Origin of the sequence: Novosphingobium sp. (assembly GCF_037133355.1) — a bacterium.
Lineage (GTDB): Bacteria > Pseudomonadota > Alphaproteobacteria > Sphingomonadales > Sphingomonadaceae > Novosphingobium.
Genome location: NZ_JBAXOI010000008.1, coordinates 1 through 13,846, shown reverse-complemented (window position 1 = coordinate 13,846; position 13,846 = coordinate 1). Strand labels below are relative to the sequence as shown.

The 13,846-nt window shown below is 65.1% G+C and carries 8 protein-coding genes, 2 pseudogenes and 1 other annotated feature; of the genes and pseudogenes, 4 read left to right on the top strand and 6 right to left on the bottom strand.

Features of this window, described 5'->3' with window-relative positions; translation table 11 throughout:
- Nucleotides 1–44: 44 nt before the first annotated feature.
- Nucleotides 45–1,184 (bottom strand): acyl-CoA dehydrogenase family protein, encoded by a 1,140-nt coding sequence (locus WCL10_RS09660; protein WP_336895425.1) that lies wholly within the window; start codon nt 1,182–1,184, stop codon nt 45–47.
- 90 nt (nt 1,185–1,274) lie between these two features.
- On the opposite strand from WCL10_RS09660, the gene WCL10_RS09655 reads away from it, so the two are divergent.
- From WCL10_RS09655 to WCL10_RS09645, 3 genes are all read left to right on the top strand, one after another.
- Nucleotides 1,275–2,078, top strand: coding sequence for a crotonase/enoyl-CoA hydratase family protein (locus WCL10_RS09655; protein WP_336895424.1), 804 nt, complete (start codon nt 1,275–1,277; stop codon nt 2,076–2,078).
- Nucleotides 2,079–2,237: 159 nt separating this feature from the next.
- Nucleotides 2,238–3,113: a thiamine-phosphate kinase gene (gene thiL / locus WCL10_RS09650; protein WP_336895584.1), complete on the top strand. Its 876-nt coding sequence runs from the start codon at nt 2,238–2,240 to the stop codon at nt 3,111–3,113.
- A 111-nt stretch (nt 3,114–3,224) separates the two neighbouring features.
- Nucleotides 3,225–5,348: a sodium-translocating pyrophosphatase gene (locus WCL10_RS09645; RefSeq protein WP_336895423.1), complete on the top strand. Its 2,124-nt coding sequence runs from the start codon at nt 3,225–3,227 to the stop codon at nt 5,346–5,348.
- A 125-nt stretch (nt 5,349–5,473) separates the two neighbouring features.
- Here WCL10_RS09645 and WCL10_RS09640 read toward each other — a convergent pair whose 3' ends face one another.
- The 5 genes and pseudogenes from WCL10_RS09640 to WCL10_RS09620 all read right to left on the bottom strand — a co-directional run bounded on the left by WCL10_RS09640 (nt 5,474) and on the right by WCL10_RS09620 (nt 12,735).
- Nucleotides 5,474–6,853 (bottom strand): M24 family metallopeptidase, encoded by a 1,380-nt coding sequence (locus WCL10_RS09640; protein ID WP_336895422.1) that lies wholly within the window; start codon nt 6,851–6,853, stop codon nt 5,474–5,476.
- 254 nt (nt 6,854–7,107) lie between these two features.
- On the bottom strand, nt 7,108–8,853 hold the full coding sequence (locus WCL10_RS09635; protein ID WP_336895421.1) for a c-type cytochrome: 1,746 nt from the start codon (nt 8,851–8,853) through the stop codon (nt 7,108–7,110).
- Between the two features lie 121 nt (nt 8,854–8,974).
- Nucleotides 8,975–10,498: a carboxyl transferase domain-containing protein gene (locus WCL10_RS09630; RefSeq protein WP_336895420.1), complete on the bottom strand. Its 1,524-nt coding sequence runs from the start codon at nt 10,496–10,498 to the stop codon at nt 8,975–8,977.
- 414 nt (nt 10,499–10,912) lie between these two features.
- Nucleotides 10,913–11,454 (bottom strand): annotated as a pseudogene (locus WCL10_RS09625) (IS630 family transposase); the annotation flags it as partial.
- A gap of 54 nt (nt 11,455–11,508) precedes the next feature.
- Nucleotides 11,509–12,735, bottom strand: a pseudogene (locus WCL10_RS09620) (IS3 family transposase).
- Nucleotides 12,338–12,454 (bottom strand) — a sequence feature (AL1L pseudoknot). Its footprint overlaps the pseudogene before it by 117 nt.
- A gap of 330 nt (nt 12,736–13,065) precedes the next feature.
- Here WCL10_RS09620 and WCL10_RS09615 point away from each other — a divergent pair.
- Nucleotides 13,066–13,761 (top strand): response regulator transcription factor, encoded by a 696-nt coding sequence (locus tag WCL10_RS09615; protein ID WP_336895419.1) that lies wholly within the window; start codon nt 13,066–13,068, stop codon nt 13,759–13,761.
- Nucleotides 13,762–13,846 lie beyond the last annotated feature (85 nt).

The window sequence follows — 13,846 nt, the reverse complement described above, 5'->3', positions numbered from 1 at the left end:
GAACGGGAAGTGGGGGGACACGAAACGGGGGGTGGTTACAGATTTCACCGCAGCCCCAGTCCCTTGGCAATAATTCCGCGCAGCACTTCCGGCGTGCCGCCGCGCAGCGAGAAGCTCGGGCTCGCGACGAGGATCCATGTCAGCAGGCGGGAGAGGTCGCTCTTCCCCGCAAGGTCCGCGTCCACCGCCGCCTGCACCGCGCGCGGCAGGGCCTGTTCGTAGGCATTGCCGAGGTCCTTGACGATCGCCGCCTCGACCACCGGGTCCTCGCCCGCCGCCAGCTTGGCGATGGTCGACATCGACATCTGCCGCAGCGTCCACATCTCGGCGGTGAGCCGCCCGATCAGCTGCGCGGTCGGCGCATCCGGTTCAGGCCCGACAGCATCAATCAGCGCGACGAGCAGCATGTGGCTGGAGAGATAGCGCTCCGGCCCCGAACGCTCGAGCGCGAGTTCGGCGACGACCTGCTTCCAGCCATTGCCTTCCACGCCCACCAGCGCGTCATGCGGCAGGAGCACGTCTTCGAACCAAATCTCGTTGAAATGGTGCGTGCCCGTCATGTCGATGATCGGGCGGATCGTGATCCCCGGCGTATCGAGGTCGATCATCATCTGCGAAAGGCCGGTGTGGCGCTCGCTGCCTTCCTCGGTGCGAAGCAGGGTGAGCGCGGCGTGGCTCTTGTGCGCGCCGCTGGTCCACACCTTCTGGCCGTTGATGCGCCAGCCCTCGTTGGTCTTCTTGGCCGAAGTGCGCACGCTGGCAAGGTCGGATCCCGAGCCGGGTTCGGAGAGGCCGATGCAGGCGTAGATCTCGCCGCGTGCCATGCCGGGCAGGTACTTCTCGCGCTGCGCTTCGGTGCCGTAGCGCAGGAGGAGGGGCCCCGTCTGGCGGTCGGCGATCCAGTGGAGGCCGGCGGGGGCGCCTGCCGCGAGCAGCTCTTCCAGCACGACATAGCGTTCGAGCATGGTGCGCTCGTGCCCGCCGTACTGCTTGGGCCAAGTCATGCCGAGCAGGCCGGCGGCGCCAAGCGCCTTCGAGAATTCCTCGTCGAAGCTGAACCAGCAATTGGCGCGCAGCTCGATCGGCCAGCTGGCTTCATGCTGCGCCACCAGGTCGCGGACCTGCTGGCGAAGGGCGGGAATGTCCCCTACGGGACGGAACGGGTGCAGCGGGAATATTTGCATCGAACGCATCCCTATGGCAGCGCCGCGGGCATCGCAATCGCAAGATTGCCGGGTGACTAGCCCGCAAGTGCAATAGGGAGAAAAGCTGAGATGACCCCATTCCTCCACGTCGAGCGCCGCGGCCGCGTCGCCATCCTCACGATGGACCGCGCCGAATCGATGAACGCGATCGGCACGCTGGAAGATTGCGACAATATCGTCGACACCTTCTTCGGCCTCGCGAACGACCGCTCGGTCAGCGCCATCGTGCTGACGGGTGCGGGCCGCGCATTCTGCACCGGCGGCAACATCAAGGGCATCCGCGACCGCAAGGGCATCGGCCCGCTCGACCAGCCCGACTCGACCGCCGCGAACTACCGCCGCGGCGTGCAGCGCGCGACCCGCGCCATGCTCGATTGCGAAGTGCCGATGATCGCCGCGATCAACGGCCACGCCATCGGCCTTGGCCTTGACCTTGCCTGCGTGTGCGATCTGCGCCTTGCGGCAGACACGGCGAAGATGGCGGCGAGCTTCATCAAGGTCGGCATCATCCCCGGCGATGGCGGCGCGTGGACGCTGCAAAAGATCGTCGGCTATTCGAAGGCGGCGGAACTGTTCCTGACGGGCCGCACGTTTGACGCGGCCTATGCGCAGTCCATCGGCCTTGTCGGCGATGTCGTCCCGGCAGACCAGCTGCTGGACAAGGCCGTAGCGCTCGCCGAGGAAATCGCCGCCAACAGCCCCCGCGCCCTGCGCCTGACCAAGCGCCTGCTGCGCGAGGCCCAGCATGGCCGCGCGGGCGATGTGCTCGAGCTTTCGGCCGCGTTCCAGGCGATCGTGCACGAGACGGCGGACCACAAGGAAGCCGTCAACGCGATCCTCGAGAAGCGCGCGCCGGTGTTCACGGGGGACTGAGGCCGGGGTGCCGCCAATGCCCCTTCCCCCCACCTTCGTCATTGCGAGGAGCGTAGCGACGAAGCAAACCAGAGCCGCTGTGCATGACGCTCTGGATTGCTTCGCTTCGCTCGCAATGACGAGGATGGGGTTGCCGCGGAATGTGGCAGGAGATCACCGCTGAGCGCCGAATCCGCCTTCATCGCCGCCCTCCAGGCGCTGGCAACGCACCCCGCGGCGCGCGGCCTCGCCGATGATTGCGCGGTGCTGGAGGTGGGCGGCGAGACGCTGATCCTCACGCACGACATGATGGTCGAAGGGGTCCACTGGCTCCCGGCGCAAGACCCGGCGGACGTCGCGTGGAAGCTTCTCGCCACCAATCTCTCGGACCTCGCGAGCAAGGGCGCCGAACCCATCGGCGTCCTCCTCGGCTACACCCTGACGGCAGACAACACCCGCTTTACCGAGGGCCTCGGGCAGGCGCTTGCCCACTTCGGCGTGCCCCTGCTCGGCGGCGACACGGTGCGCACTCCGGGTCCGCAAACGCTGGGCCTCACCGCGTTGGGCCGCGCCACCTGCCGCCCCGTCCCCAGCCGCAGCGGCGCCCGGGCCGGCGACAGCGTCTGGATCACCGGCCCCGTCGGCACGGCCATGCTCGGCTTCGAAGCGCTCCAATCGGGCAGCGGGGCGGACAGCACCGCCTATCGCCGCCCGGCGCCCCGCCTCACCGAAGGCCGCGCCCTCGCTCCCCGGGTCACAGCGATGATGGACGTCTCGGACGGCCTGCTCCTCGACAGCCGCCGGATGGCCGATGCAAGCGGGGTCACCATTGCCCTCGATCCCGCCCTGATCCCCCTCCCCCCCGGCCTGCCTCCTGAACGCATCCGCGACGCGCTTGCCTGGGGCGACGACTACGAACTCCTCTTCACCCTTCCCCCCGACCTCGCGCCGCCCTGCCCGGCCTTCCGCATCGGCGCTGTCCTGAACCGGGGCAATGCTCCCCTTCTCCTCGGCGGCACTGCCCCCGAAGGCCCTCTCGGCTACGAACACACCTGAAAAATGCATACTAAGTCTTGCGGTGCGGAATTTATGCACTAGCGTCCGCCCCGACCCGCGAACGACGGGGACCGGCTGAAACAGCACGGTAAAAGAAGGGGGTGTCTCAAAGTGAGTTTGACCGTAACCGCAATTGCATTGGGGCTGCTGGCCATTGTCTATGGCTTCATTACCAGCCGCCAGGTGCTCGGCGCAGATGCCGGCAACGCCAAAATGCAGGAAATCGCCGCCGCGATCCAGGAAGGCGCCCAAGCCTACCTGCGCCGCCAGTATACCACCATTGCCATTGTCGGCGTTGTCGTCGCCGTCATCGTCGCAGCAGCCCTCGGGACCATCTCGGCCGTGGGCTTCGTGATCGGCGCAGTCCTTTCGGGCGTTGCCGGCTTCATCGGCATGAACATCTCGGTCCGCGCCAACGTGCGCACCGCTGCCGCCGCGCAGAAGGGCCTGCAACAGGGCCTGACGCTCGCATTCAACGCGGGCGCGATCACCGGCATGCTCGTGGCGGGCCTCGCGCTCCTCGCGATCGCGGTGTTCTTCTGGTACCTCACCGGTCCCGCGCACTACACCGTGAACGGCACCGACCGCACCGTCGTGCAGGCGCTCACCGCGCTCGCCTTCGGCGCCTCGCTTATCTCGATCTTCGCGCGTCTGGGCGGCGGCATCTTCACCAAGGCCGCCGACGTCGGCGCCGACCTCGTCGGCAAGGTCGAGGCCGGAATCCCCGAAGATGACCCACGCAACCCCGCCGTGATCGCCGACAACGTGGGCGACAACGTGGGTGACTGCGCCGGCATGGCCGCCGACTTGTTCGAGACTTATGTCGTCACCGTCGGCGCCACCATGGTGCTCACCGCGCTGCTCCTCAAGAGCGCGCCCAACCTCATCGATCTCATGGCCATGCCGCTGCTCATCGGCGGCGTCTGCATCGTCACTTCGATCATCGGCACCTACTTCGTCCGCCTCGGTGGCGGCAAGAACATCATGGGCGCGATGTACAAGGGCTTCCTTGTCACCGCCGTCCTCTCCGTCCCCGCAATCTGGTGGGCGATCAGCCACTCGCTGGGCGGCGACATGGAAGCCAAGATGAGCTTCACCAGCATGGGCACCGTCACGGAGTTCAGCGGCCGCATCCTGTTCTATTGCGCGCTGCTCGGCCTCGTCATCACTGGCCTGATCATCTGGATCACCGAGTACTACACCGGCACCAACTACCGTCCGGTCCGCTCGATCGCCAAGGCTTCGGAAACCGGCCACGGCACCAACGTGATCCAGGGCCTTGCCATCAGCCTTGAATCGACCGCGCTGCCCACACTGGTGATCTGCGCGGGCATCATCATCGCCTTCAAGCTCGCCGGTCTCATGGGCATCGCCTATGCCGCCACCGCGATGCTCGCGCTGGCCGGCATGGTCGTCGCGCTCGATGCCTACGGCCCTGTCACCGACAACGCCGGCGGCATTGCCGAAATGGCCGGCCTCGACGATTCGGTCCGCGAGAAGACCGATGCGCTCGACGCGGTGGGCAACACCACCAAGGCCGTCACCAAGGGCTACGCGATCGGTTCGGCCGGCCTTGCCGCGCTTGTGCTCTTCGCCGCCTACACGACCGACCTTCGGGAGTTCTTCCCCGATCTCAACGTGTCGTTCAGCCTTGAAAACCCCTACGTCATCGTCGGCCTCCTGCTCGGCGCGCTCCTGCCTTACCTCTTCGGAGCCATGGGCATGACCGCGGTGGGTCGCGCCGCTGGTGACGTCGTCAAGGACGTGCGTGACCAGTTCCGCGAAAACCCGGGCATCATGACTTATGAAAGCAAGCCGGACTACGCGCGGACCGTCGATCTCGTGACCAAGGCCGCGATCAAGGAAATGATCATCCCGTCGCTGCTGCCGGTGCTCGCGCCGATCGTGGTCTACTTCGTGATCGCTGCCGTCGCGGGCCAGGAGAACGGCTTTGCCGCGCTCGGCGCGCTGCTCCTTGGCGTGATCGTCGGCGGTCTCTTCGTCGCCATCTCGATGACCTCGGGCGGCGGCGCGTGGGACAACGCCAAGAAGTACATCGAAGACGGCCACCACGGCGGCAAGGGCAGCGATGCCCACAAGGCTGCCGTCACCGGTGACACGGTCGGCGATCCCTACAAGGATACCGCCGGCCCGGCCGTCAACCCGATGATCAAGATCACCAACATCGTCGCCCTGCTGCTGCTCGCAGCGCTGGCGGCGCAAGCGGGCCATTGATCGTCTGACCCTGAAAGCCTTCTCCCCGGCAGGGGAGAGGGCCGGGAGACGGGGCCGCGCAACAAAACGCTGCCCCCACCAAACAAACTCAACCCCTCCCCGCAACGGGAGGGGCTTTCTCTTTTCTACTGGCCCGGGCCAGGCCCAGACGGGATCAGCGTAAGGCTCGTCTCGTGTCCATCGATGAAACGCACGGTCTTCCCATCGAAGAACGCGTTTTCCTCCGCCCGGAAATCGATCCGCTGACCGCCCCACTCGGGCACGGCGGCATAGGTTGTGAGCTCGATCGACCAAGCGGTATTGGCCCGGATCGGCGCGGCGCCGCGTGGGTCCGCATTCTGGTTGTCCCAGAAACCGATAGAAGGCCCGGCGCCATGACCATGCAGACCGATCGGATGGGAATAGATCGACGGATCAAGGCCCGCCGCCATAGCCTCGGCCCGTGCCCGCGCCAGTGCTTCGTTGCCGCTTCGGCCGACCGCGAACTGGCGCAGGAGGATGTCCTGTAGCACATTGGTGGCGGCAAGGCCCTGCCTGATCCCGGCCGGCGCCTCGGTCTCACCCGGCTTCAGCACATAGGCAAGGTGCTGCGTATCGGTATTGAGCCGTAGGTAGGTAATCCCGAAATCGGTCCACAGCAGATCGCCGGGCCGGATCACCTCGGCCCCTTCAAGCATGCCCTTCACGCCCTGCCGCTGGATCCCCACCGATGGGTGGAACCATGCATCGAGGCCAAGCTGCAGCAGCCGATCGCGGTACCACCACTGCACCTCTTCAGCCGTCGTCACGCCGGGCGTGATCACCTTGCGCGAAAAGGCCTCGCCGATCACCGCATGAGCCGTGCGCTCGATCGCGGGATAGAGCTCCATCTCGGCTGGTGTGCGGGTTTCGAGCCAGCGGATCGCCAGCCCCTCCCCGCTCACGATCCGCGAACGCATAGCCTCAGGCAAAGCGGCGGTGAACTTGCCATACTGGCTGACCGTCATGCCATCGGCGAACTGGTGGAGGTCGGAGATATTGACCGCGATCCGGGCCGGGTTGCGGGCGGCAACAAGATCGGCAGCCGCCTGCCACTGGTCAGGCTGCTTCGCCGGGTCCCAGGCAGGTGCGAACAGGCCGCCAAGCCCGTAGCGGCTGACCGTGAGGCGCTCGACCGGCTTACCGCCGCCCGGATCGTGGAAGATCAGGATCGTACGGCGCCGGGCGTGCATGCTTTCGGCATCAAGCATCGAGGCGACCACCGGCTCCTCGAAATACTCGCGCGCCACCAACAGCCACAGATCGATGCCCTCGGCGCGCATGATCGCGGGAATGACCGTATCGAGCCGCGTTGCAAGAATCCGGTTCTCGGTTTCCGCCCGCTCGCGTGCGGACAGGATCGGCGGCACGGCGGGCGCGACCTGCTCCGTCTCGCTCATGGCAATGATCGGTGCGGGCGCGGCGGCGGCCGGCTGCGCAAGGAGTGCGACGACCAGGGCTGCTCCCGATACCGCGCGCATTGTCATTCTGGCCTCACTCCCCGATGCAATAGGCGCCAGACTGACCGCTTGCCGCGCCCGGATCAAGCTTGCCGAAAGCGGCGGCGCTTCTGTTGGAGAGGGCCCCGCGCCTACACGGACTGCGCATGAGCCGGTCGGACCGCTTTTTTGGGCGCTACGAATTCCGGCTCGCCCTGAACGAGGGCGACTGGCGGATCGCGCGCAAGAAGATCACCCTGCTCAACGACACGATCCCGACCGTCGTCGATATCAATTCGACCTCAGCGCGAATGCCCCAACGTCCAGACATAGGCCGCGACGGCGCGCACATCGGCAGGATCAAGCGCCGTCCCGCCCAGCGCAGGCATGCCGCCGCTCGCCTTCTTGGGCTTGGCCACGCCGGCGGTGATGGTCGCGGCAAGGCCCGCAACCGATCCGTCGCTCCACTGGTACGAGGGGCCGGTGAGCGAGCCGCCCGCCGAACTGCCGCGCCCGTCCGAACCGTGGCACCCGGCGCAGGTCCCGCCCTTGGCCTCGCCGAAATAGATCCGCTGGCCAAGCGCGACTTCATCAGCGCTTGAACCGGGAGGCACGGGCGGCGGCCCACCGGTGAAGGGGTTGCCCGTGGTCAGCGCGCTCTTGACGGGCGCGCGCGGGGCTTCGGTCAGCGGTGCGTTAGGCGTGCCATGATAAGTCACGCGCCAGATCGTGCCGCGCACGTCGTCGGCAATGTAAAGCGCGCCATCGGGGCCGACCGCGAGGCCCGCCGGGCGGTGCGCGGCGCGGCCCGGCTCGCGGTATTCGCCGGCAAAGCCATCGGCAAAGCGGATCCACGGACCCGATGCCTTGCCGCCGCTGAGCGGCTGGAACGCCACGAGATAGCCGTCCTGCGGTGCCGGGGCCCGGTTCCACGAACCATGGAAGGCCACGAACGCCCCTCCGGCATAGGCGGCGGGAAAGCCCTTGCCGCCATGGATCGCGACATCATTGGGCGCCCAGTGCGCGGGGAAGCCGGCCACTGGCGGGGTCTTGTCCGCGCAGCGCCCCTGCATCTTGCCGCCATCACCGCCATACTCGGGGGCGAGGACATGGCGGCCCTGTGCCGGGTCATAATAGCAGGTCGGCCAGCCGAAATCGGCGCCTTTGAAGGGCGAGAACAGGATCTCGGCGGGCAATCCCGCGCCCTGCTCGCCCGTATAGAGCGCGGGCCAGTTCTGCGAGAGCTGGTCGCGCCCGTGCTGGGTGGCATAGACCCGGCCCGACGCATCAAGCGCCATGCCGCCGGTGTTGCGGATGCCCGTTGCCCAGCGCTCGGCGGGCGAGAACACCTGGCCCAGCTTGTCGGCACTGTAGGCCCAGATGCCGCCGCGCGTTTGCTGCTCGATACACGGGTCCGCGCCCTTGGCGCCGGGCTGGCGATTGGGGCTTTCGCAAGTGTTGCTGGCCGATCCGGAATTGACCAGCAGCGTGCCGGCGGGATCGATCACAAAGGGGTGCATCGGGTGATCACCGCCCATCACAAGCCCCGAAAGCACCAGCTCAGGCGTGCCCACAGGCGCCATCTGCCCCGGCGTCAGCTTGTAACGCACGACGGTGCCGCCTTCCTCGGCATAGACCGCACCCTGCCACAGCGCGATGCCGGTGCCGCCCTGCCCGCCCTTGCGAACAGTCGAACCGAAGCGCTCGGTCACATCGGCCACGCCGTCTCCGTCGCGGTCCTTCAGCGCAACGACGAAGCCGCCGCCCGGAGCCGGATTGTTCGGGAAATAGTCCGGTGAATGCCAGGTGTTGACATAGACCGTGCCGTCGCTTGCCACGGTGAGATGGCGGGCGTGGCCAAGATTATCGGCAAACACCGTCGCGCAGAAACCGGGTGGCAAAGTGAGCCCGCCATTGCCGGACGCGCAGTCCGCCGGAGCATCGCCCGGCTGCGCCGCCAGCGGGCGCTGGCCCGGCCCGATCCCGAGTGCGAGCGCACAGGCGGAAACAGCGGCAAGGGCGGACAGGCGAGCGAACTTTGCGGGCATTCGAGAACTCCAGATGTGGCGGCAGGGGCCGCTCAGACGAAAGCTTGCAGGGAAAGCGCGCCATAGCGCCGACCCGGAGACATGGACCTTGGCACGCCGCCCCCCTGCGCCGCAACTGCCCTCAGGCCGCGCCCAGTTTCGCCCACGCCAGCCCGGCGAATTCGCACAGCAGCGAACGTGTGTCGCGGGGGTCGATGATGTCTTCCACCCCGAAATGCTCGGCAGTGCGGAAGGGGGAACGGACCCTGTTAAGCCGGTCGCGGATCATTGCGAGATGCGCGGCCGGATCCTCGGCCTGTTCGAGTTCGGCCTTGTAGGCCACTTCGATCCCGCCCTCGATCGGCAGACTGCCCCAATCGCCCGAAGGCCAGGCGAAGCGATACTGGAACGCATCGGCGTTGCTCATCGCGCTGCCGGCGATGCCATAGGCGCGCCGCACGATGACCGAGGCGAGCGGGACGTCCGCGCGATAGATTGCGTTCATCGCCTGCACGCCGTAGCGGATCGTCCCGGTTGTCTCGGCAGCAAGGCCGATCATGAAGCCCGGATTGTCGACAAGATGGATGATCGGCAGCCGGAACTGATCGGCGAGCTTGACGAAGCGCTCGACCTTTTCCGAGGTGCGCGCTTCCCATGATCCGCCGAGGAAAGTCGGGTCGCTGGCAAGCAGCGCCACCGGCCAGCCGTCGAACCGGGCGAAAGCAGTGATCGCGGCCCGTCCCCACTGGCGGCCCATTTCGAACACGCTGCCCTTGTCGGCCACGGCCTCGGCCACCTTGCGCATCGAATAGACTTGCTTGGGGTCGCGCGGAACGGCCGAGAGCAGGAACTCTTCGCGGCGATCCACGGAATCGCGCGGCTCGGCGCGGGGTGCGGTCTGGCCAACGCGGCTGGGCAGGTAGGACAGGAACCGGCGCGCGCGCTGGAACGCCTCGGCTTCGCTGGCCACTTCCTCGTCGACCACGCCGTTGCGGGTGTGGATCGCGCTGCCGCCAAGGCTTTCCTTGTCGCTGGCCTCACCGATTGCCTCGACCACCGCGGGGCCGGCGGCAAAGACCTGCGAGAGGCCCCTGACCATGATCGAATAGTGGCTCGCAACCAGCCGCGCCGCGCCCATCCCCGCCGTAGGCCCAAGCGCGAGCGCGACCACCGGCACGCTGTCGAGATTGCGCACCACATCGGACCAGCTGGGTGTTGCGGGCACATAGGTCGCGCCGATCTCCTCCAGCGTGCGGACCGAGCCGCCACCGCCGGTGCCGTCGATCATGCGGATGAGCGGAATGCCCAGCGTATGCGCCATCTTCTCGCACTGGCTGAACTTGCGGTGGATCGCCGCATCGGCTGCCCCGCCGCGCACGGTAAAATCATCGGCAGAGGCCACCACCGGGCGGCCTTCGATATTCGCGCGGCCGAAGATCAGGTTCGAAGGGCTGAGGCCCGTCAGCTTGCCCGCCGCATCATAGTGCCCCTTGCCGGCGATCTTCCCGATCTCCCGAAACGATCCCGCATCGACCAGCCCGGCAATCCGCGCCCGCGCATCAAGCTTGCCGCGCCCATGCTGGCGCGCGACCTTTTCGGCCCCGCCCATCTTCTCGGCCATGGCCTCGCGGCGGCGCAGTTCATCGATCTCGGCCTGCCAGCTCATCAGTCACGCTCTCCCATCCACCGATGTGGCACGTCCAGCGGCCGGGTGGAAGCGATCAAGCGCGACCGCCCGCGGCCGGACAGTTCGCCCGCAACCGCACAGCGCTGCAATGACTTGGAGGCGCTGAATGGGGCCAATGATGCCAGGGACGGAGTCACCATCAGGATTTAAAATATTGAAAGATTGTCTTTAGTTCTGTTCATGGTTGCATCGAAATTCATCAGAAAAACCATCAGATTACATTTTATACCCGGCTCGATTCCAATTTGCGTCCAGACGGTGCTTTATGGCGACGAACGGGTTGTTTGTAGCACTGCCGGTCGTCAATGCGAAGCCAAACGCTTCTTGCCGGACTTTAATCGATAGGTGAGTTTGCTCGGCGCGAAAGTGCTGATCCCCTAGAGCAGTTTCCATTCATTCCGGTTCATAGCCGCATGATTTGAAGTAGTTGGCACATTCGTCTGGCTGAAAGATGTCGACGAGCCTGCCGATCAGGTCCCACAACCCGCTGACGGTTCGCTCGCCCACTTTGCGGAGCATTGCCTTGAGCCGGGAGAAGGCCTTCTCAATTGGGTTGAAGTCGGGGCTGTATGGCGGAAGGAAGCGTATAGTCGCGCCGGCCGCTTCGATCCTTTCCTTCACAGCGGCCCGTTTGTGGCTCGAGAGGTTGTCCATGATGCCAACGTCGCCGGGGCGAAGCTCAGGCACCAGAACGTGCGCCACATAGGCTTCGAACCAGTCGCCGTTGATCGGCCCAGCACCATCGGCGCGACCTTGCCGGTCATGCGCTGGCCTGCCACCAGCGTGGTGGTCTTGCGGTGGCCATGCGGGAAGCCCATCCGCAGCCACCCGCCCTTCCGGCAGCGCCCGTGACTGCGGGTCATGTTGGTGGCAGTCCAAGTCTCGTCGATGAAGACGAGGCGTTCGGGTTCGAGATCGATCTGACCCTCGAACCAGTGCCGACGCTGTCTTGAACCGCCCCGGGACTGCCGGAGGCCGTTTGGTTTAAGTTATGCGGCCATGGGTGCGTCGTCCAGCATGGCGTAGTAGCGTTCCTCGGCTTCGGCGGCGGGATATTGCCGATGGGCGCGAGGAGGCGGCGGTTGTTGAACCAGTCGACCCATTCGAGCGTGGCATATTCAACGGCTTCGAAGGATCGCCACGGACCTCGCCGGTGGATCACCTCGGCCTTGTAGAGACCGTTGATGGTCTCTACAAGGCGTTGTCATAGCTGTCGCCAACGCTCCCGACCGATGGCTCGATCCCAGCCTCGGCAAGGCGCTCGGTATACTTGATCGAGACATATTGGCTGCCGCGGTCGCTGTGGTGGATCAGGCCGCCACGATGGACGGGTCGCCGATCATGGATCGCCTGCTCAAGCGCATCGAGCACGAAGCTGGCATGCGCTGTCCTGCTCACCCGCCAGCCCACGATATAGCGGGCGTAGACGTCGATCACGAAGGCCACGTAGACGAACCCCGCCCAAGTTGCGACGTAGGTGAAGTCCGACACCCACAGCATGTTTGGCGCAGGCGCATGGAACTGGCGGTTGACCTGATCGAGCGGACACGGTGCCGCCTTGTCGCTGATCGTCGTCTTCACCGGCTTGCCACGGATCACGCCCTGCAGGCCGAGATCACGCATCAGCCGTTCGACCGTGCAGCGGGCGATATCGAAGCCCTCACGCTGCATCTGCCGCCATACCTTGCGCACGCCGTAGACCTTGAAGTTGGCATCGAACACACGCCGCACCTCGGGCTTCATCGCCTCATCACGCTGGGCGCGCGGCGACAGACGCGACGGATCGCGGCGCTGTGCCACTCGCTCGTGGTAGGTGGATGGGGCGATCGGCAGAACCCTGCAGATCGGCTCGACCCCATACTCACTCCGATGCTCATCAATGAAGCTGGTCATCGCTTGAACGGGCGGTCGAGCTCCGCCTGGGCAAAATATGCGGACGCCTTGCGTAGGATCTCGTTGGCCTGCCGCAGCTCGCGGTTCTCGCGTTCCAGTGTCCTCAAACGGTCGGTCAAGTCGGTGGGAACGCCGGCGCGCTTGCCGCTGTTCACCTCAGCTTTCTTCACCCACTCCAGCAGCGTGTGTCCCGAGCAGCCAATCTTGGCAGCTATGGATGTGATTGCTGCCCAGCGGGATGGATGCTCACCTTCCTGATCCAGCACCAGGCGGACCGCCCGTTCACGAACCTCAGGGGCAAACTTGTTCGTCGTCTTGCTCATCGTAGACCCTTCCTCTCAGGAGTTAGGGCCTCCGGCAATCCCGGGGCGGTTCAGCTCGGATATCAGCGCGAGGCTTTTGACGGATTCTCTGACCTCAAGAGCGAGCGCCTAACCGTCCCCGAATTTGTAGCCCCGCGCCGCTCCGGCGTGGATGCTGCCAGCTGTTTCTGTGGCAGTCCAATCCCTGAGCCACGCGATGCGCTTGGCACTTAAGTGGAATTTTGGAAAGAAAGTAACCAACTCCGTTCATCATCTCCGCAGAAGGCGTCGGATCGTCATTCCCGTTTGTCGTGGGGCGATTCAGACATTCAAGGTGAGAATGGAGGTTGTATGCGCGTTTTGTTGATGGAAGACGAGCCCACGACGGTGAAGGCCATCGAGTTCTGCCTAAGCACCAAGGGTTTCAATGTCTATACTACGGATCTGGCCGAAGAAGGGCTGGAACTCGCCAAGCTCTACAATTACGATATCATTGTGCTCGACCTAAACCTCCCCGACATGCACGGGTATGATGTGCTCAAGAAGCTGCGCTTCGCAAACGTCCACACACCCGTATTGATCCTGTCAGGCAATTCGGAAATGGGCTCCAAGTTGTGCTGTTTCGGCATCGGTGCCGACGACTACGTGACAAAGCCGTTTCAACGCGAAGAGTTGGTCGCCCGTATTCAGGCCGTGGTGCGCCGATCCAAGGGCCACGCACAATCGGTGATCCGCACAGGAAAGCTGGTGGTCAACCTCAATACAAGGATGGTCATGGCCGATGGCAGCGGCGTGCACTTGACTAACAAGGAATATTCAATCGTAGAACTCTTGGCTCTCCACAAAGGCAAGACGCTCACCAAGGACATGTTCCTTGACCACCTTTATCGCGGAATCGAGGAGCCAGAGCCTAAGATCATAGATGTTTTCATTTGTGGCTTGCGGAGAAAGCTCACTCATGCTTGCAGAGGGGAAAATTACATCGAGACGATCTGGGGACGCGGATATTCACTGGTCGATCGCGAGGACTTTGCTGAAGCAGCTTGAGAAACGAATGCCGCTCGATCCGCTACAGTGCCTGACCTGCCCCCCGGCAGTCCCTCAGTCATAACGAGAGTCCAGCGGTTAAATA

What these genes read in the sequence shown, in the direction of transcription:
- WCL10_RS09655 (WP_336895424.1), top strand. Translation starts at nt 1,275, where the DNA reads ATGACCCCATTCCTCCACGTCGAGCGCCGCGGCCGCGTCGCCATCCTC.
- WCL10_RS09640 (WP_336895422.1), bottom strand. Translation starts at nt 6,853, where the DNA reads ATGACAATGCGCGCGGTATCGGGAGCAGCCCTGGTCGTCGCACTCCTT.
- WCL10_RS09660 (WP_336895425.1), bottom strand. Translation starts at nt 1,184, where the DNA reads ATGCAAATATTCCCGCTGCACCCGTTCCGTCCCGTAGGGGACATTCCC.
- WCL10_RS09615 (WP_336895419.1), top strand. Translation starts at nt 13,066, where the DNA reads ATGCGCGTTTTGTTGATGGAAGACGAGCCCACGACGGTGAAGGCCATC.
- WCL10_RS09635 (WP_336895421.1), bottom strand. Translation starts at nt 8,853, where the DNA reads ATGCCCGCAAAGTTCGCTCGCCTGTCCGCCCTTGCCGCTGTTTCCGCC.
- WCL10_RS09630 (WP_336895420.1), bottom strand. Translation starts at nt 10,498, where the DNA reads ATGAGCTGGCAGGCCGAGATCGATGAACTGCGCCGCCGCGAGGCCATG.